This window comes from Spirosoma sp. 48-14 (genome assembly GCF_001898575.1).
Classification (GTDB): domain Bacteria; phylum Bacteroidota; class Bacteroidia; order Cytophagales; family Spirosomataceae; genus Spirosoma.
This window is the reverse complement of record NZ_MKUD01000036.1, coordinates 1-20164: the sequence shown is the minus strand read 5'-3', so window position 1 is coordinate 20164 and position 20164 is coordinate 1. Positions and strand designations below refer to the sequence as shown.

Here is a 20164-nt window from a genome sequence, read left to right as displayed (position 1 = left end):
TCCCCGTATATGGCTTACAAACTTCTCCGTCACATCCTATACAGCCACTTGAGCTTGTATCTGCTGGCTTCTTCAATCAGCCAAGCCCAACCGACGAACCCTGTTAAAGCGATTTTTCCGGCAGATACCCGGTTTATTCCGAACGTAGCTTATGCAGGCGATACCCTGAAAAAGCACCTGCTGGATATCTATCTACCCGCGAAGATGGCCGCCAATGCCCCATTGGTCGTGTGGGTACATGGGGGAGGCTGGATGGTCAACGATAAGTATGCCGACATGAGTTACATGAAAAATACGGTTCGGTCTATTCTTGAAAAAGGTTATGCGTTTGCCTCCATCGACTACCGACATAGCACTGCAGCACCGTTTCCGGCTCAGATTCAGGACTGCAATCAGGCAATGGAGTTTTTGTATCAAAACGCGGCCCAATACGGTTACGACCGCAACCGTATTGCCCTGATGGGCTTTTCGGCAGGTGGTCATCTGGCTTCTTTATTAGCCTTATCGACTAACAACTCTATTGCCGACTTTTACCCTAATCGGAAAAAGCCGTCGTTTCGCATCAAAACAGTTATTGATTTTTACGGTCCTGCCGATTTACTGGCTATGACTCGCCGGGACGTTCCTCTGTCGGATACCGCCATTGCGACACCAGAAAGCCGTTTATTAGGCGCTTCTCCTCTTCTTCGTCCTGACCTGGCTAAGCGGGCCAGCCCCATCACTTATATTGACAAAAATGATCCGCCTTTTCTAATCATTCAGGGAGAGAAAGACGAGTCGGTACCAGCAGCCCAATCGGTACTATTGAGTTCCTGGCTGACCCTCGCCAACGTAAAAAACCAACTTATCGTTGTGCCCGGTGCTCCTCATTACGGTATTATGTTCGATAGTGATTATAACCGTCAGGCTATTTTTAGCTGGCTAGATACCTACCTTCGCTAATTTAGTGCGGAGTTTATGGTTATACATTTTATAGCATTCTGATGGTTTTTCGCATGTGTAGATGGGTATTTGCCTTATGCAGTATATTCACACTGGCTTCCTGTAGCTCGTTCCGACCCCGAGGCATACCAGCACTAACGAACAGTTATTGTGTGCCATCGGTACAGTATGCTTATGATACAACCTATCTGCCTAAGCCAACTATCCAGGACATTTTGCAAACGGATACGCTGCTGGTGAAACGGTACTCACAACACGATTTGCTGTTAGCTAATGCCATCGGCGTTTTACCACTTCTGCAACAATTGGTTTTACTGGAGAAACACCCGGTATCAGACAATCAGCTAACAGTGCTCAGCATACGGCAAAAAATCCTTAATCGGTTTCTGTTAGCCTCAACCCAGATTGCCAGTCTGGCGGCTGAACTGGATTGCGAAGGCGAACGCGCCGACCAGATCGCAACCTACCTCGACCAGCGAGATACCCGGCGTATCCGTCGATTAACCATTCTTTCTATCGTAATAGGAGCTGCTACTACTGTCGCAACTACCCTACTTACCTCCGACAATACTAGCAAAGTAATTGGTATTAGTGGCGGTATTGTTGGAGCTGGCTTTGGCGGTCTGGCTGCGTTTTCGTCTAATCGAACCGTCACATTCCGCCACCAACGTAACCTGCTGACCGACATCTGGCAGCAATCTGATACGTCTTCCGTGTATCCTCCCATGATCTGGTATATACTGAATGAAAAATCGTTTAGCAATACCCATCAGGTTTCGATCCATTACACCATTCGCGAACGCTGGAAAAACTATGTCCTCAGCCCGCTCTCGTCAGACCAGGAGCAGCTCTACTTTGGTGAGGGCGGTGACTATCAGGCCGATGACTTACACAACCGGGCCAATATGCTCAATCAGCTACAATCGTCCATACGATCTATCAATCAGGATTTACAAAGTTTAGCCATCACGCTGGCCAACTAGTTAAGTACTGCCGAATCGGCTCAATGGAGTACGGTCAGTTGCCCTCGGTATGTATGAGCAAGCGGATCATTACCCGTTTTGATCTGATAGGTATAGATCCCTGTTTGTACCAATTGCTGTTTGTAGGTACCATCCCAGGGCTGTTCATATCCTTTCGAGTAGAAAATCAGCTCTCCCCATCGATTAAAAATAGACACTTCACACAGAGGAAACGAGCTGATATTGGAAAGCAGCCACACGTCGTTATTCCCGTCGGCGTTGGGAGAAAAGGCGGTTGGTATGTAGAGCGGGGTCGACACATCGACCTGCACCGAGAAGGTGGTTGCACACTCTTCTGCATTGGTTGCCGTGACCTGATAAATGATTGTCTCAGTAGGACTAGCTGTTGGGCTGGCAATAGTTGGCTGATCAAGCGAAGTGGGGGGTTCCCATTGGTAAGTTACGATTGGCTGATCAGCCTGAGTTACCAACTGCACACTGCTTCCGCGAGTTAAGCTATAGCGTGCCTGTCCTGCTATGTTCGGACTGGCAATGACCTCTACTCGTTGGCTCGTCTGCGTTTGGCAAACTGTATCTGAAACGACAGTATACGTAAGCTGATACGTACCGGCACCAACCGTTTTCGGGTCGAACCGATTCCCCGACACGCCGGGCCCATCGAAGGTACCTCCCGCAGGTTGCCCCCGTAGAGTAACCCCGTTACTGTTATTAGCACAAATCGGCGGAATTGAATCAAATAATACAATCGGGCGCTCATAGCGGGTCACATTAACCGGAGCCGAAAGCGCAGCACAGCCAGTTGGAGCCCTGACAGTAACCTGATAAGTCCCTGGTTGTCGAACAGTTAACAAGGCGGTCGTATCCGAAATCGTTGCACCGTTTCGCTGCCATCTATAGCGGTATCCGGTCTGACTGCTGACGGTTAGTGAAGTTGCTTCATCGGCACAAAACGATAGTCTGGGTGCTTTGATAATTGCATCAGGCTTGGGATGAATCGAAATACGGGCCGTATCCGTTCCATCGCAAACTGCATTGGCTGGTTTTGCCAGCACCGTATAAACGCCTGACTGATAAACACGTAATACAGCTTGCGTGGCCCCATTGATATCTTTACCATCCTGTTGCCATCGATACTGATAATTCAATTGCCCAGTAGCTTCCAGCCTAATCGTGTCCCCTGTACAATAGGGCTCCGGGGAGGTTGTTCCGATTTTCACGGCTGGCGCTGTTACATACGTTACCTTTACCGCCTGCGACATAGTATCATTAGCGCAGGACTTGGCCAGGCTTTTTACAACCGTATACACACCTGGCACCCGTACCTGTATTGTATCCGACGTAGCTCCCCGTATATTTTCACCGTCCTTTTGCCATTGATACGCCCAATCGGAATTTGGCTCAACAGACAATACCAGCGGCTGACTTCCGCACCAGACCAAGTCGGATGCCACTTTTCCATTAGCCATTACTACGCCTGGTGGGGGTGTATTTTTTGAGCAGTCAACTACAGGCAGTTGAAAATCCCGACGTACGACTCCAATCCGTTCTCCATTCCGAAATTCTTCGCATTGCACCGTAAATAAAAAAAGACCTTCTTTTGAGGCACGGACACTCAATTGGCCCGTCGATGGGTTGATGGTCAACGGAGGATTACCGGGTATGATAGTCGACAGATTATAGCCAGGTGCCCACGCTATCGTCGGGTAACTGAGCTTGGGCGAATCATCGAAATCTGTGGGGGCTGTACTCGTTGTATATCCGTTTAGGGGTGTAACGAGCGAATACCGGAGCTGGTCCCCATCAGCATCTGTAGCTCCTGCCTCAAACGTAAACGGATTATTGATGCAGATATAATCGCCATTGGGGAATTTAAACGCTGGCGACGAATTAGTAAACGCTTTCCCTGCTCGTGTCATGGGTGGGAACTCCAGGTAAAAAGCCATAGCTACCCCAGTCTGTAGAGAGGTATTCACGTTGGTCAGTGCATCATTGCGACAGCAACGTTCCCAAACTATATAGTAACCGCCGGGATCATTGTATATATCGGTTGTAAACTGATAGGTGGTGTAATAGCGCGCCTGCGTAAAACTAAGTTGCCGCAAACTAGCACAAGCCACATTATCGAACGTAAGCGGAAGAGTTTCCTGTAAGGATAATAATACTTTCTGAACTAAAACGGGATTTTGTTTCCGGTAAATCCGTAAGGTAACCGATGCATCCTGATTACCGGGAACCGATTGCGTGGCATCCCAATACTGAGTCAATTGCAGGCGAAATAAACCAGGTGTTCCCCTTACAGCCTGCATACTAACATCCCCTCCAATAATATGGGATGCCAACACCGATACGGGTACAGGACCTATTACCATCAATCCTAACCAAAGGACTAGACGCCAGTCACCCTTTCTTCTTCCATTACACATGGCTTCTGTAGCAGATTACCCGATACCCGTTCCGGTTTCAATGAATACTGAATGTACGCATACTAACAAAATAGCACATCAGAACCGCTAATTCTGTTATCGTATGGCACAATACCAACACTCAATTGTAACCTAAGCCATCACAATAGAAAGCATTATTTACAATAATGCTTCTACTGTTTGCGTAACTTCTGAAGACAGGAAAGCTGAATCAATAAAAACGTTTCGATTCCTATTTGGAAAGAATACCCTTTGCGATAAGGTAAGGGATGATAAGCCACAAAAGGCCCTTGATCAGAAAGAAGAGAAAACCCAGCCAGCCTACACGCTTAAGCCAATACCTGAACCGTTCATGCATACCGTAAAGATAGAAATTTCCAAATTCTTTCTCCGTCATACGCTGATCCCAACACCGATTTAGAAAACAAATCGGCCATATACTTTTGTAGAGGATAGTTAGAAAATGCCAATTCCTTCCATACTAACCTTACTGTGTTGAACGCGCGTAGTTTCGACACAAGCCGAATGCTGCAAACAGGGCATTTCGATGATGTACAACGGAGTTCCGATCAAGATCGTTGATTGAGGAGATATAAGTAGAAATAGCTGGAATTTGAGAAGCTACCAGCTATTTCCGCCCAGAGTTGCCCAGCAAATCATCGACCCACAGGCCAACCGATTAGTCTGAAAGTGATAAATCAATACTATTCTTTAAATGCAAATGGCGGCCAAATGAGCCACCGTTTGCATTTTGTCTAATTTACCGACGAGTTTTATAACTCACTTTATGTAAAGGGACAAAAGATAGAACCTGCCATTCTCAGTGAATACCGCATTTCTTCAGCCTTGTTTTTTTCCTCCTATTTCGGTGTGCCATCCTAGCTTAGTTTCACCTTCTTTCTTGGCTTTGCGTTTCATTCGCTTTTTTTCGATCTGATACCAGAAAAGCTGACCTATTTGAAACCATGCGTTTTTATACCAGCGCTCCAGTTGACTCCATTTCATAAACAGGAGGCTAAATTTTAAGATGAAAAATTAACTCTCACAAAAGTTGTATAAGTGCCAATATGTAAAGCTAACCAAAAAAGTTATTAGAAAGCCCTACCCGAAAAACGGGATAATTGTCGAATGGAGGTGCCCGTCTCACTTTACAGATCACCCGGTATTGACCTTACTACTCCACTTACAGAATAGTTGGATACGGACATTTGGACATGGGCAAATCCAATTTAAAATTGTGTATGGGTTATGCACAACTGATGAGTTAGAGTGATGTGTTATCCCTATTATTATTTTCTTCGCTTCTTTCGGACGACTAATTCGCGATAGCCGAATGTTGGATCGATTTCTCGGCCGTACGTCAAATCTGTCATTACGCCTATAACAATTTCGGCAGTTGTGTAGATAGTACAACCATCTACCAGATGGCCTCCGATAGTACGACCTATCGAATCCGATACAGACAGATGTAGATGGCTGCCCCCTGTAGACAACGTACCCACCAACGAGACAATTTCAAAATGCCCCTGCCAGATCGTGGGTTCAGTCTGATTAGCTAACCGCAAAGCCACCTGAGTAAGGCTGCCAACACAGGTGATTATGGCGCCAGCTTCGATCCGTTGTTGTTGAACAACAGCATCCAGTTCCTTTTTTAGATCCTGACCCGGTCTTAATCTGAATGAATACGTCTGCATAGTGGCCGATGCGACAGCATCCGTGTGAGCAGGTTGTGCATGTAGCATAGTTACGCAATAGATAAGGTAAATGGCGAAGAGATAACGCATTATGATTTTGAATTCTATTCAACAAAAAAACCGGGGGCGTTGGCCCCCGGTTTTTGCAATTGTATTTATGAATTATTCAACTCCAAACATTACATCTGCCCGGCGACCACTGTTACCGCCCCGGCGACGCACCTGCTTTTTCGGTGCTGGAGGAGCCAGTAATTTTGTTTTCTGTTCGTTAGTCAGCGGCTTCAGATCAGTGATTGTGTAGCTGTTATCGCTAATCGTGGTGCTGAAGCTACCCACTGTTTGTTCAGGCTGGCCATTGCAAGGCTTCTTGGTAACCGTGAACACTGCACGGAAGTACTGAACTTGTGGGCGTACCCGACGGCCTTTGAAACGAATCGCGTTACCGCTTTCAATTTTCGCTTTTTCAGCTTGCAGTTGCTGGGCCAGACCACCTGGCAGCTCGTTCAGGTTCAGGATAACCGTGTTCGTATCGAAATCAACAGCTCCGGTTGCTAACAAACGGTTTAGGCCACGGTAGCGCAGGCGGGTAACCGTATCACCAACTGAGGTAACTGTACCGTTACAGTAACAGACGTTAGCCACTTCGCGAGTGTAAGGAGTCCGGTAGAACACTTCCAGACGCTCCAGGCGATGGTTGTATTCACACTCTGGTGTCACAACAACAGGCTTGATACTGGCAAAACTGGTTGTCGCTACTTCACTCATACACGTACCACACTTAGCTGTCTGCTTGTTGTGAACCGTTACGTAGTAGAAACCTGGAGTCAGTTGACCACCTGAGAAATAAGCCGATGGGAAGGCCAGCGTGGTATCGGTTGTATTTTCCAACTGAGCAATTACCTGATCCGTGTTACCGGCTACGACCGAATCAGGACGGTAGTACAGACGGGCTGTAAAGGTTTCGTTTTTCGGATTCGGAGTGGTGCTACGCCAACTAATAACTGGAGCCGTAGCGGCTGTGTTGACGGGAGCAGACTGAGCTGCGTTGCTGTTATCAACATAAGCAAGAGACGCCCCTTTGAGAGAAGCACCATTGAACCGTACATTCAGCTCAGGCACCTGTTCGCAGGTTGGGCAGGATACAGGAGCTTTAGGAATAAGCTTCTTCTGCACGAATCCTTTCCGAACGGCCAGGCCAACACTAAATCCACCATGCTTCCGCTTAAACTCATACAACTGATCGTCGATACCATTGATGATCAGGTAGTTTAACTGAGTAATGAACCCTTGCCCCTGAACACCAATGTTCCAGTTGTTACGCCCGATTGGGAAGAAAACGGCCGCAGAACCAAGAGCACCTAAGTGATACAAGTGCGAACTAGGGTTTACAGACCGAATCAATCCACCACCATCTACAAAAGAGGGAACCGCTGGCAACGTCAGGGTTGATGGTGTATAAGCAGCAATAGTAGCTGCCTCAGTACGGAAAAGACCACCACGAGCAGCCAACTCAATGAAGGAGGTTGCATCCGGGTTTTTACGGCTCCGTCCCAGTGTAAATGTAAGAACAGGCCCTACCGTTAGGAACATATCTTCAGAAGCACGCTGATTAATGGTTACCTGATTGTTGGTAAAACCACGACTTGCGGCCAGACTATACAGGTAATCTCGGTAAATACTACGCGTGATATAGTTCTGATACCCAAAAGCGGCCCCCACTGCGAAGCGAAGACGTCGAGTAGCAGGAGTCAGGAAATAATCAGCATTCGCTGTAATGTTAAAACCGGCTCCATTATAAAGCGTATTGTCACGTTTAGTAGGACCAAACGTATTTTCCCATGTACCGCAATACGCAAAGTTAGGGCCAGCATATAAGCCTACACGCCAGGGAGATAACCGCCTAACTAAGATGAACGTTTGAAATGTAGTATCACAGTCATCCAGCTCAGCCACATCACTGGCCTGTGCCTTGAAGTCATTTCTACGTAAGGTGTCAGTATAAATACCTTTTCCTAACCGATAGATATTCTCACGCACATAACTTCCACTGGAAGTAGTCGATGATGGACTTGTTGTAGCCTGTTGAGCAAGGCTAACAGTTGGTATTGCAAAACTTAGCAACACGAGTCCAGCCAGCATCCGCAGAGGGTGTTGTTGGATAAATGTTCGCATATTTATTGAGTTAATTTGACGCAATGTTTCTTATTAAACTTTAAATCTTCCAAATACGACTATAGAAATTTAGGGAACGGTAACAGCTGCTAGCTTATGAATTTCACTGCTTTTTTACCATTTCCACAAGAGAGTTAACGTCTATAGCCCCACCGTACCACCATATGACTAATTTTTTGACGAAATGTTTCTCAATGCTTCAAATAATATATAATTTTTTGTTGCAATTGAGCCATATTCTGGCTTTGAACCATTTCGAACGCTTTAATTAGCCATGTAAGCCATTCATAGATGTAGTCCTAAAACGGCTTCACCCCTATTTTTTCTGCAATGTTAAGGCTGAATTGCAAAAGTCAATTCATCCTTTAGATATTTTTTCAATTAATAAGGTCTGTCAATCTAATTTTTCAACAGGCGTGTTGTTATCGTTTATGCAACTAAACTTGAATAAAGTTCAGACTTATAATACTACTAAATAGCCCCAATTGTGTTTAAATCTTTTCCTTTTTTATTGGCGGCCAATAATAGCAATAAACGAGTGATTATAAAACAAATACTTCTTTCCTGCCGATAGAAACCAAATTTTCCTTTATTTGTCTTATTTATTCTCCATTTTCTCCCAAAATAAACGCATATCTATTAGTATTTTTATATTTACCAAAAAGCTAAATCTTATTTGCCTATTAGCGGTAACAGATATACGGTCTGTTACTAAGCAATGACGTAGTATAACAATTAATATAACAGGCTGGCTATAGTAGGAGAGCCCTAAAGCTGCTAAAACTAGCATAGAATATCTGATCCATATCGGTTAATAAGGTAGTTTTACCGAAGTCTGGATCAGATTGGTAGCGCATTTGGCAATAATTTTTCCATCGGTCGCCACTATACGCCCTTCAGCGTGAATAATATTTTTCCCAGCCCGAATGAGTTCAACGGTTACGGTAACCAGGTCTCCCAGCCTGGCTGCATGCAGAAAATCGACAGCCAGATTGACAGAGGTATAGGCATAGTCACGCCCAAGAGCATATACCATCACACCGATCAAATCGTCCAGTATCGCTGATGCAACTCCCCCATGCAATACATTAGCAGGATTGGTCATATCGTCCCGAATCTCGAAATCAGCTACCAGACGTCCATAAGCTACTTCCCGTAACGTTCCGTTTAACCATTTACCAAAAGTAGACAGGCCACCACCCATCGGACGACCAATTTGAGAGCGCAGGAAATCGATTCGAGAATTTGATAAATTGTCCATATCCGGCAAAAATAGCACTTAACTAAGCTATATAGCCCTTTGGTGCGATTATTTATGGACTTTCTTGGGAGGTTTCCAAGACTTATACTACTTTTGGGCGATTTTCATTTCGCCTACTCGATTACCCTTTATGAATTATACGCTTACGCAAATCCCTGAACGTACCACTAAGCCTCGTCAAAGCGGGTTGACTATGGTCATGGATAAGGGGCTGAGCCTGCGAGAAGTAGAGGATTTTTTGTCAACCTCTGCTGGTTACGCTGATATTGTGAAATTAGGTTGGGCAACATCGTTTGTCACACCCAACCTGAAAGAGAAGTTAAGTATCTACAAGGAAGCCAATATACCCGTCTATTTTGGGGGTACCTTGTTTGAAGCCTTTGTTATCCGAAATCAATTCGACGAATACCGTAAACTTCTTGATCAGTACGGTATGCAATACGCTGAGGTATCTGATGGCTCCATCGAAATGACCCAGGACGAAAAATGTGAGTACATTCGTCAGCTGGCTACTCAGGTTACTGTACTGTCTGAAGTAGGTTCTAAGGATGAAGCGAAGATCATACCTCCTTACAAATGGATTCAGTTGATGAAAGCTGAGTTACAGGCAGGAGCCTGGAAAGTAATCGGTGAGGCACGTGAAGGAGGTACAGTCGGTTTATTCCGATCCAGTGGCGAAGTTCGCCAGGGCCTTGTTGAAGAAATCCTTACGCAAATTCCTTTTGAAAGTATTTTGTGGGAAGCGCCCCAGAAAGAACAGCAGGTTTGGTTTGTCAAATTACTTGGGGCTAATGTCAATCTGGGTAATATTGCCCCCCATGAAGTAATTCCTCTCGAAACCATTCGGTTAGGACTTCGTGGCGATACGTTTATGCATTTTTTAACCAAGAATTGAAGAGTTAAGAGCGAATAGAAAGAATCTGTCCGGCGGTAAAGGTGCGTTAGCCTACCAAGTCTGGTCATTCTCATCGCCCCGACAGCCCAGTCTTCGTTCCTCATTTATAACTCCTGTCCTATGGAAATAATCAAATCCTTACTGGATTTTCTGCTTCACCTGGATCGCTACCTTGATCTGTGGGCCAACCAATATGGTGTTCTGTTGTATGCCATATTATTTCTGATTGTTTTTACGGAAACCGGTCTGATTGTCATGCCGTTGTTACCCGGTGATTCGCTGCTGTTTGCGGCTGGTGCACTAGCTGCACGGCCTACCAACGAATTGAGCGTTTGGGTTATTATCCCTTTACTCATCGGAGCGGCATTACTCGGTGATAACGTCAACTATTTTGTAGGAAAATTCCTGGGTGGTCAGATTAAATCGAGGGAACGGATTTTATTCTTCAAGCGTGAATACATTGCCGAAACCGAAAAATTCTACGAAAAGTACGGCGGACGCACCGTAATTATAGCCCGCTTTATTCCCATCGTTCGAACTATTGCTCCCTTCGTAGCTGGCGCCGGTAGCATGAATTACAGCACCTACATCCGGTTCTGTATCGCAGGAGCAATTTTGTGGGTAACGAGTATTTCGTTGTTGGGCTACTTTTTCGGCAACTTCCCCATTGTTCAGAAAAACTTTGAACTAGTTGTATTTGGTATTGTCGGCTTATCCATTTTGCCCATTATAATCGAGTTTTTCAAAAAACGCGTATCGCGGGCGTAATGTATTGCTTTCGCTCTGATTCTGTGGATTGGCGGGATTCTGTCTCACTGACAAAGCCAGCAAATCCACAGAATCTTTATTAATACAGCACTATGAACCGTTACGGGCTTATTGGCTTCCCGCTCACCCACTCATTTTCGCAACGCTATTTTTCAGAAAAATTCCGTCGGGAAGGTATCGAAAACAGTCAGTACGACTTGTTCGAACTGCCCGATATAACGGCTTTACCTGAATTGCTTACCTTACCCAACCTGCGAGGTCTCAACGTAACGATTCCCCATAAACAGGCGGTCTTACCTTACCTGAATCGTCTGGATACCTCTGCTGAAAAGATCGGTGCGGTCAATGTCATTAAACTGGAAGCTGACGGCTCAAAAATAGGTTACAATTCGGATTACTACGGTTTTCGCCAATCTTTGACCAATTGGCTCACATCACTTGGACGCACGGCTATCAATCTGAATGCTTTGGTACTGGGTACGGGGGGCGCTTCCAAAGCGGTCACTGTTGCCTTAAGCGACCTAGGTATTCCCTACAAATTTGTGTCGCGCACCAAAACCAGCGACCAGTTAACGTACGACGAAGTCGAAGCATTTTTACCGGACTACCATCTGCTAATCAACGGATCGCCAATCGGAACATATCCTAAAATAGATCAGGCACCAGCTCTGCCCTATCACTTATTAACTAACAAGCATTTGCTGTATGATCTGGTGTATAATCCGGCCGAAACCCTGTTTATGAAACGTGGCCTTGAACAGGGTGCTGCTGTTCATAATGGATTGCGGATGCTGGAGCTACAAGCCGAGAAAGCCTGGGAAATATGGCAATCCTAACACCTTTACGGAGCGTTGCCTTATCATCATAAACAGATTTCCTGCATACGGTCTTCATCCATAACAAATACATTGAAGTCGACCTGTCCCCGAATGCCCTTTACCCATCCGTTCTGGTTGTGCTGCCAGAAGTACAGCTTATCGGCATCATAACTCCGCAGATGTTTAGTTGAATAGTCGGCTATCCAGAGCGGATAATCATCCAGATTGCCTTTAATATACCGCCGATACAAATTACCGTTGGTATAAATAATCGGTCGAATCTGGTAATGCTCTTCAACAGTTTCCAGCCACGTTCTTAGCCCATTCACGATCGTTTCATCCGTTTGGCCATTAACCACTTCGAAATCGACAACCGGCGCAAAATCACCTGATTGAAGTTCGACGTGACGAATAAAATTAGTAGCCTGCTTTATCGGATCACGGGTTGGGTGGTAGAAATGATAGGCTCCCCGGTGCAACGCAATCTTTTTAGCTTCCCGCCAGTTTTTGCTAAAATGCTTATCAGACAAGGTAGCCCCTTCCGTCGCTTTGATAAAAACGAACTGAATACGAATCCCTTCCGCTTCCATCTTCTGTACATTCGCCCAGTTGATCCGATCATTATGCCTTGACACATCAATGCCATGAATGGTATAGCGCATGGGTAATCGAATCCCAAACGACTGTACAAATCGCCAGTTCATTTCGTCGGGCCGCCTTGTACGAACAACCCAGATACCTACCAACAGGATAAAAAAGGCTATGATCCAAAACCCGTAGCGTTTTGAAATCAACTTATATAGAACACGAACTCTCATTCAAATCAAACTGACTCTTTCAACACCGAAAATACAGCTTTCTTTCCGAACCTATCATATACAAAAAAGCTCGATGCAGGAGCAACGAGCTTTTAGGCACTAATTGGTAGAAGCAACTCAGTCGTGCCCTTCCAGTTTTACTAACTTATTGTATAGGCCCAGCAACAAAAAGGGTGCTGCCCATTGGCCTACAAATAAACTCTTATGGCGCTCACCCGTTGCCTGTAAAGCCAGGGATACGGCCATCGAACCCAGCGAGGCCCATAAAAAAATATCAGAAGGCAGCTTGGCGGTTTGTTCCTCAATGGCCGTTGCTACAGGGCCTTCCGTGTGCTCAGGATTGTCATTCTTGTTCTTAGCCATAACGTTTCAATTGTTTGATTCTTTACAAATCAGCAACCGACCGTTTTGACATAAGGTTAATAAAGTGTTCGAATGGTCCGCTTACACATTCGGCTGTGGCGTAGTCCGCAGATAGGGCTTCACAAACGTGACACCTTTCGGGAATTTAGCCTCCAGTTGATCATTAGATACGGCTGGGGTTACGATTACGTCTTCACCATTTTTCCAGTCGGCAGGTGTAGCCACCTGATAGTCGGCAGTCAGTTGAAGCGAATCAATTACCCGTAGAAGCTCATTGAAATTCCGCCCTGTCGATGCTGGATAGGTCAACGTTAGCTTGATTTTTTTGTCGGGTCCAATGACAAATACCGAACGTACCGTTGCTTTTTCGCTGGCGTTAGGATGGATCATGTCGTAGAGTGTTGCTACGTTCCGATCGGGATCGGCAATGATCGGAAAGTTCACTTCCGAACCCGTCACATCTTTGATATCAGGCGTCCAACGGTTATGTGACTCCAGGTCGTCGACCGACACAGCGATCACCTTTACATTACGCTTACCAAATTCGTCTTTCAGCAATGCGGTTCTGCCCAGCTCAGTAGTACAAACCGGAGTAAAATCAGCCGGGTGCGAAAACAGCATACCCCAGGAATTACCCAGCCATTCATGAAAGTGAATGTGGCCCTGGGTTGTATCAGCCTCAAAGTCGGGAGCAATATCGCCTAAACGCAGTGACATAATAAAGGGTGGTTTTAGTTGATAAATTCTATCTAATTAATATAGTAGTTATTGAATCTAAAACCGGCAGTGAGCCGGTTTTGATGGGCAAACCTAAAAAATAAGCTATGAGTTCGCAATGACAGCGTTAATAAATTTAGATCAGTTTATCTTCAACCGCCATTCGGACCAGTTCTGCTGCATTCCGAACCTGCAATCGACGCATCATATTTGCGCGGTGGTTATCGACTGTCCGAACGCTAAGTTGCAGTTTTTCAGCAATTTCTCGGCTGCTCATACCGGCCACCAGAAACTGTAGAATTTCTTTTTCTTTGTTTGAAAGCTTCGACTGACGTTCGGCCCGATTCTGTTTACTACCTTTTTTGAGTTGCTGCATATAGCCACTCAGAATAATGGAAGCGACCGGCGAACTGTAGTATTTTTCTCCACTGGCAATGGTACGGATCGCCTTGATCATTTCGTCGGATGAGGAATCTTTCAGAATATACCCATATGCGCCTGCTTCTACCGACCGCAAAATATAGTCTTCGTTATTATGCATGGACAGCATCAGCACCCGCACATTTTTATATAACCGACTGATAACCTGTGCCGTTTGAATACCCGACATACCCGGCAACGAAATATCCATCAAAATCAGGTCGGGTAATTTTTCTGGGGTCTGCTGGTTGGCTTTAAGCTTATCGAGCGTTTCTTCACCATCGTTAGCTTCATCGATGATGTCTAACCCTTCGGCTTGTTCTAACAAAAGTCGGATACCATCACGAACGATTGAATGATCGTCCACCAGCATTAATTTAGTAGGTGTCATGTTGAGCAAAATGCGTTTGGTAGGGAATGCTAATCTGTAATTTAGTGCCTTTTCCGGGCGTTGAATTTATTTTTAGTTTACCGTTGACGAGTTTCGTACGTTCCAGTATGTTATGCAGCCCCTGCGATGGCGGGCGGGATTTCGGCATCCGCAATTGTTCACCCTCCTGTATAGGTTTCATCAACCCATTCGGCTGGTTCACAGAAGGCACATCAAATCCTTTTCCATCGTCACTCACTACTAACTGTAAAGAGTTTCCACGGTCCTTTAGTTCGATATGCACGTGAGATGGTTTGCCATGGCGTACGGCATTACTAACAGCCTCCTGCGTAACCCGATACAGCATGATCTCAACGTTCTTATCCAGGCGAGGCATGTCTGTCGTCAGATTTGTCTTAAATGTAACGTCAATTGTTTCACTTCGGTCCTGCTCGGCTAACATTTTAATGGCAGGTATAATCCCAAAATCACTCAACACACTGGGCATCAAATTGTTAGAAATTGTACGAGTTTCCTGAATCGTTTGGGTTACCAGACTTTTTAACGTTTTCAAGTTCTTAGCATACGGACTTACACCATTTTGTTCACCAACGATCATCCTGGAAAGTGCAGCTTCAAGTCCTTCAATCTGTAATTTGATGGCGGTGAGCATTTGCCCCAGCCCATCATGCAGCTCACGGGAAAGTCGCTTTCGTTCTTCTTCCTGCCCGGCAATCAGGTACGATGTCCTCAGTTTCTGGTCGTCGATTTGCTGCTGATATTGCAACTTGGTAGCCTCAAACAGTTTTTGGCGGGTTTCCTTCAGCGATTTATTGGCATTCACTAATTTTTTATTAGCCGCCGTAGTACGACTTTCAGCTTCCACCAACTGATCAAACGTTTGTTTAAGTTTTCGGGTGGCGGGTCTGAAAATTAGTAAGCCAATGGCCACTAACGTAACCAGTGTAAAAATGTAAGAGTAAAACTCAATGGTACGCAGCAAGGTTAGCTTTGCCCGTAATTGCGCGTTACAAACAACGACAATCCGGTCAATTTTTTCCAGAAATGGCTTTTCGTTAGCTAGCATCAGCCGAAGATTAGCCTGCACATCGGGCTGATGTACCTCTTCAAAATGCTGCAGCTTCATCATCCGATGCGCGCTTTGCTGAAACGCTTCAAACTGTGGCTTTATATCGGTATATAGCTGATTGATAGCGTCCGAATAAACCATTTTTACTTCACGGCCACCCGCACGTCCTTCGCGGGTTTCGAGATGGTACCGTTCAAAAACCGGAAATAGCTGACGAAGCTCGGCTACATTCTCTTCAAAACTACCTTGTTCGCTAGCGTCGGTGATCTGAAGTACCTGCTTCACAATCTGCTGACTCTGGTGCCGCTGAAGGGCTGTTTGACGAACTACGACCATTTCGTCCTCAATAACGCCGAAACGCCACTGCGACAGCCCCTGTCCGACGGTTAGCAGAACGGCCAGAATTAAAAACATCGTTATGTATAAACGAGTGAATCGAACGGGAATTACCGAACCGTCTTTTGCGTTATCGTGAAGTAAATCGGCCACTGGACAGCGTAATCAAGTCAAAATGATTTATAAAAGTAATCTTTTTTGTAGTTTTACCATTAGTTTCTATCGTTAAAGTCTTTCAACGCCATGAACCGTATCGTTATCGCTTTCCTATGCGTATCGCTCGTAGCCTCGGCTTTTCGGCCTGCTAAGTTGTCCGTCGAGCTAACTACTTCAAAAGCCGCTCCCTCCGTCGCTGCCGAGCCCGTCAAACTGTCGTGGGAAGTGTTGCGCGATGTGACGTTTAAGAAGAAATGGTATGCCGAAGAATCAGTATATATGCTATATCCTACCTTTGGCCAGAGTATCCAGAAACTGAATGGCAAAACGGTTGAACTGACGGGTTATGTGCTGCCAGTCGATCTGGAAACGAACGTGTATGTGCTTTCGGCATTCCCCTATAGTGCCTGCTTCTTCTGCGGGGGTGCTGGCCCGGAATCGGTCGTATCATTAAAATTCAAGAAATCAGATAAGAAGTTTAAGACGGATGAACGCCGGACCTTCCGGGGAACCCTTAAACTGAACGCCGATAATATCTACGAACTGAACTACATTCTGGCTGATGCGGAAATGATTGGTCAATAAGTTGCTTCCGGTCATCCATAAAATCCCTGCTATTCGTATGAGTAACAGGGATTTTTGTTTTGCAATGAGTTACCTCGTCAAGTAGCTTCATGAGCTTTCCAACCTTTTATCCTTTTGTTTGCTCTTTAGGCAAACCCTAATCAACAAGGTTATGAAAACGTCAGCTTTTCTTGCACTAGGCTTCCTGGCACTTTTCGGACTTACCGAAAGCTGCACCAATCAAACAACTTCTCCCTGCGGCCAGCCCCAGCAGGTAACCGCCGATTCTGAATGCTATACGGGCAATGGCCTGCGCCTAACAGCCAGTCAGTATGGCGATGCACCTCTAAGTTTCACCTGGGATATTTATGCATTGAAAGATACCAGCCGCATCATGGGTTTTACCTCGAAGGACGAAAAAATAAAAATGATAGAAGCCAGCACCTTCGTTGTACCTGACAGCCTGGTCAGTAAATACCAGCGATTAATCGTGAACGTGGCAGCCAACTGCGGAGGGCAGCTCAAATACTCGACCTATTACGCGTTTGTTAAAAAGACCTCGACGAGTAGCAACTGCACTATCTGGGTCAATCAAAACCAATAACCTTACAAACGGCGTACCCTGAAAACTCGGAAATCGGGGGTGTTCTATTATATATAGGCTTGAGCCCCGAACTTATCAGACGAGTCTCGTAAAGCCTAGACAACCAGTGAAGCCGCATTAAGGGTTGCTTTATAAAATTGCCTTAATTCAAGGGCATTACCAATTACGTTCCATATGCACCCGTATCCGACAAAGGTGACGCGACCTATGTGAGAAAAACACAACTTATAATTTATTGATTTTACTCCCAAAATAAACTATTGATACGAAATTCATGCCCCATAGAACTGAATCTCGCAGAATTAGCCCTTAGGCACCTTATATTTATCACTAAAGTTTATTTAAAATCCACTCAGGCACTATCCTTCATGCGCAAACTTTTCCTTGCCCTACTCTTTATCAGACTTGGATTATTCTCCTTCCCCACCTTGGCTAGATGGCCTATCGTTCCGATTAGTTTATTACCAAATTCGTCAATAATACTACGATATGATGTAGTTACTAGTACTTTGTCTATCAAGAATGCGAAGTCAGCCACCATTAAGCGATTAACCCTATCCCCTACTGATAGTCCTGCTCAAATCCTGCTATCTGGTCACTCGGCCCTTACTTCTAACTTCACTCCTATATTTTCTGACGCTAATAGCCAAACGGCTTCGGGAACAATGAGTGTAACAGTAATGTCCTTTAACAGCTCTCCCACAACAAGGGGCATCCCCAATCAAACAGCCGAGACGCCAACCAGCTTTTCCATCTCTGTTAGTGGCCTAGCCAATCGTCTGAGTTATCTATCCCCAAGTACCATTACAGGCGTGTCTTCGACCACGGCAGATTCTCCCTTGAACCTAAGAGAAAAAGCTACTTATTCACTTGGCTTATCGGCAGAAACAAGCTTCCAACTAGGTATAAGCTCGGTGCGCGGTTGTATCAGCATGTATAGTTTAAAGGCAGGCAGTTGGACAGATATAAGTGTATGGTCGTGTGGACGATTACCAATAGAAACGGACGTGGTTACCTTAAATCATGCCGTATATCTGCCACCAGATTATCAAGGGCAAGCTTTACAAATACTTTATACCCCCACTGGAAAATTGTTTCTAGATAAAAATAGTAGTCTGCGGTTGCGGGGCAGCTATTGATCCGTCAAAGATAAATCACTCATTATCAATTGACTATAACAAGCCAAACAAATGTAATACGATCCCTTAACCAATTTCTAGATCAAACTAAAAGCTTGGTCAGCTCTACGGGGCTTTTAGTTTGATCTAGAAATTGGTTAAGGGGTAAAGCGTACAAAGTTGGAAGGGTTTATCTGTGGAGAATCCTCTTTAGACAACTCGGATCAAGCGCAATACTTGTGGAGCGACTTGAATTAAGCATATAACTGAGTCAGCCTATATAAGAAGAACTCCACGCTGCGAACCCCTCGAAGCTGACTTCGGAACGCTTTAATCTTGGCATTGAAGGACTCGGCTGAGGCATTCGTACTACGGTTGTCAAAGTAATTGAGAATGGTTTCGTAATGGTTCTGGATTGAACGAGCCACCGTGTTGAAGGCCTTAAAACCAGCTTGGCGGACTTTCTCGTGCCACTTGGCTAACCGAGCTAAGCCGTAGAGTTTATCAGTCGTGTTCTCAAAAATGTGGCTCAGAGACTGACTCAATTCATAAGCTTGCTTCAAATCTGGATACCGATCAAACAGCAAAGCAGCCCGCTCGCGCTGACTGAGCGTCCAGGCCGTGGCCTTTTTATAGAGCACATAGCGACTGCGAGCCAGCAACTGTTTAAGCGTGTCGCCATTAGAAAGTAGCTCTGGTTGATACTCAGTCTGGTTGAGTTTAGCCTGCTCAAGGGCCTCATTCTCGGCTTCCAGGGCTTGCCAGCGATACCCAATGCGCATGTCCTGAACCGCTTCTAGGGCTAATTGCTGCACATGGAAACGGTCGGTTACCTGAGTGGCCTTGGGAAAACATTTCTTGACAATCAGCCCCATGTTACCGGCCATGTCCAGGGTAACCTCCTTGACCTTTTTACGCTGTTTTTCAGGCAACTTACGCAAGACGTCCATGACGGTTTGGGCCTTAGTGCCTGCCACAATCGCCACAATACTACCTTTTCCGCCCTTGGCGGCTTTGTTGGTTAGGATGGTATAGAGTTCTCCCTGTGACAGACTCGTTTCATCCAGTGACAGATGCGCCCCCAGATTCTGAGGAAACAACAGCCACTCTTTGGCATGGGCTCGTTGCTCCCAATCGGTAAAGCCACTTGGGCAATCGCGATAGTGACGCAATAAGGCTTTGCCACCAACCCCATAAAAGCCACCGATGGATTGGATGCTATTCGGGTTGGTATCGACTGATTTGTTTTAAAAAAGCGGAGAACTCACTGGTCATCCGCGTGCCATCAGCCACTTGAGTCCAGTCTCGATACACGACTTTTCCGGTTTTGGTATTGAGCCAGCGACGACGCTTGATATGGAGGAACACTTGGTGACCACGGATGGGAAAGTCCTGGACGGTGATAGTAGGGAAAAAGCCTTTAGAGAGTAAGTTTTTGCGTTCGGGGTCATTCTGGTCGGCATTTTTCTCCTCGATATGCACCTGAAAGAGGCCGTCCTGTCGGTCGATAGAAGTCAGTTCAAAATTGTCTAGAATGAACTCGGGTAGCAGAAACTGAACGATGGGCAAGAAACTCTCCAAAGCAAGTAGGTTTGATGAAAGTCACAAACCTAGAAAAATACAACGCCCTCCACAAGTATTGGCCTTGATCC

Annotated in this window: 19 protein-coding genes; 7 read left to right on the top strand and 12 right to left on the bottom strand. The window is 45.6% G+C overall.

The features are described from left to right. Positions 1 to 9: 9 nt before the first annotated feature. A complete protein-coding gene (locus BGO59_RS18610) occupies positions 10 to 942 on the top strand; it encodes an alpha/beta hydrolase (protein WP_293685490.1) in 933 nt (310 codons plus the stop codon). Positions 943 to 1094: 152 nt separating this feature from the next. After that, on the top strand, positions 1095 to 1925 hold the full coding sequence (locus BGO59_RS18605) for a hypothetical protein (RefSeq protein ID WP_293685489.1): 831 nt from the start codon (positions 1095 to 1097) through the stop codon (positions 1923 to 1925). Positions 1926 to 1945: 20 nt separating this feature from the next. On the opposite strand, the gene BGO59_RS18600 is transcribed toward BGO59_RS18605, so the two are convergent. The 5 genes from BGO59_RS18600 to BGO59_RS18580 form a co-directional block, all read right to left on the bottom strand. Next, positions 1946 to 4294, bottom strand: coding sequence for a gliding motility-associated C-terminal domain-containing protein (locus BGO59_RS18600; RefSeq protein WP_293685487.1), 2349 nt, complete (start codon positions 4292 to 4294; stop codon positions 1946 to 1948). 894 nt (positions 4295 to 5188) lie between these two features. Then, positions 5189 to 5353 (bottom strand): hypothetical protein, encoded by a 165-nt coding sequence (locus BGO59_RS18595; protein WP_293685485.1) that lies wholly within the window; start codon positions 5351 to 5353, stop codon positions 5189 to 5191. 284 nt (positions 5354 to 5637) lie between these two features. Beyond that, positions 5638 to 6132: a PPC domain-containing DNA-binding protein gene (locus BGO59_RS18590; protein ID WP_293685483.1), complete on the bottom strand. Its 495-nt coding sequence runs from the start codon at positions 6130 to 6132 to the stop codon at positions 5638 to 5640. Between the two features lie 72 nt (positions 6133 to 6204). Beyond that, positions 6205 to 8181 carry a hypothetical protein gene (locus BGO59_RS18585; protein WP_293685598.1) on the bottom strand — a complete coding sequence of 659 codons (1977 nt, stop codon included), beginning with the start codon at positions 8179 to 8181 and terminating at the stop codon, positions 6205 to 6207. 844 nt (positions 8182 to 9025) lie between these two features. Further along, complete coding sequence (locus tag BGO59_RS18580; RefSeq protein ID WP_293685481.1) at positions 9026 to 9475, bottom strand: PaaI family thioesterase; 450 nt, start codon at positions 9473 to 9475, stop codon at positions 9026 to 9028. A gap of 130 nt (positions 9476 to 9605) precedes the next feature. Here BGO59_RS18580 and BGO59_RS18575 point away from each other — a divergent pair, with 130 nt between their 5' ends. From BGO59_RS18575 to BGO59_RS18565, 3 genes are all read left to right on the top strand, one after another. After that, positions 9606 to 10370, top strand: a complete 765-nt coding sequence (locus BGO59_RS18575; protein WP_293685479.1) for a phosphosulfolactate synthase — start codon at positions 9606 to 9608, stop codon at positions 10368 to 10370. Positions 10371 to 10490: 120 nt separating this feature from the next. Next, entirely contained in the window at positions 10491 to 11138 is a 648-nt protein-coding gene (locus tag BGO59_RS18570) for a DedA family protein (protein WP_293685477.1), read from the top strand. A 92-nt stretch (positions 11139 to 11230) separates the two neighbouring features. After that, entirely contained in the window at positions 11231 to 11974 is a 744-nt protein-coding gene (locus BGO59_RS18565) for a shikimate dehydrogenase (protein ID WP_293685475.1), read from the top strand. 26 nt (positions 11975 to 12000) lie between these two features. Here the strand turns inward: BGO59_RS18565 and BGO59_RS18560 are convergent, their stop codons facing one another. From BGO59_RS18560 to BGO59_RS18540, 5 genes are all read right to left on the bottom strand, one after another. Beyond that, the gene (locus BGO59_RS18560; RefSeq protein ID WP_293685473.1) at positions 12001 to 12660 is read right to left on the bottom strand and encodes a GH25 family lysozyme; all 660 of its coding nucleotides are present in this window, start codon (positions 12658 to 12660) and stop codon (positions 12001 to 12003) included. A 231-nt stretch (positions 12661 to 12891) separates the two neighbouring features. Further along, positions 12892 to 13137: a hypothetical protein gene (locus tag BGO59_RS18555; protein WP_293685471.1), complete on the bottom strand. Its 246-nt coding sequence runs from the start codon at positions 13135 to 13137 to the stop codon at positions 12892 to 12894. A gap of 81 nt (positions 13138 to 13218) precedes the next feature. Beyond that, complete coding sequence (locus BGO59_RS18550) at positions 13219 to 13854, bottom strand: peroxiredoxin (protein WP_293685469.1); 636 nt, start codon at positions 13852 to 13854, stop codon at positions 13219 to 13221. Positions 13855 to 13990: 136 nt separating this feature from the next. Further along, positions 13991 to 14647: a response regulator transcription factor gene (locus tag BGO59_RS18545; RefSeq protein WP_080057262.1), complete on the bottom strand. Its 657-nt coding sequence runs from the start codon at positions 14645 to 14647 to the stop codon at positions 13991 to 13993. Between the two features lie 4 nt (positions 14648 to 14651). Continuing rightward, complete coding sequence (locus tag BGO59_RS18540) at positions 14652 to 16223, bottom strand: sensor histidine kinase (protein WP_293685467.1); 1572 nt, start codon at positions 16221 to 16223, stop codon at positions 14652 to 14654. A gap of 90 nt (positions 16224 to 16313) precedes the next feature. On the opposite strand from BGO59_RS18540, the gene BGO59_RS18535 reads away from it, so the two are divergent. Then, positions 16314 to 16811, top strand: coding sequence for a DUF3299 domain-containing protein (locus tag BGO59_RS18535; protein ID WP_293685465.1), 498 nt, complete (start codon positions 16314 to 16316; stop codon positions 16809 to 16811). Positions 16812 to 16962: 151 nt separating this feature from the next. Then, a complete protein-coding gene (locus BGO59_RS18530) occupies positions 16963 to 17394 on the top strand; it encodes a hypothetical protein (RefSeq protein ID WP_293685463.1) in 432 nt (143 codons plus the stop codon). Positions 17395 to 18766: 1372 nt separating this feature from the next. On the opposite strand, the gene BGO59_RS18525 is transcribed toward BGO59_RS18530, so the two are convergent. Together BGO59_RS18525 and BGO59_RS18520 are read right to left on the bottom strand one after the other, a co-directional pair. Continuing rightward, on the bottom strand, positions 18767 to 19684 hold the full coding sequence (locus BGO59_RS18525; RefSeq protein ID WP_293685462.1) for a transposase: 918 nt from the start codon (positions 19682 to 19684) through the stop codon (positions 18767 to 18769). Positions 19685 to 19730: 46 nt separating this feature from the next. After that, entirely contained in the window at positions 19731 to 20093 is a 363-nt protein-coding gene (locus BGO59_RS18520) for a transposase (protein ID WP_293685460.1), read from the bottom strand. Between the last annotated feature and the right edge of the window lie 71 nt (positions 20094 to 20164).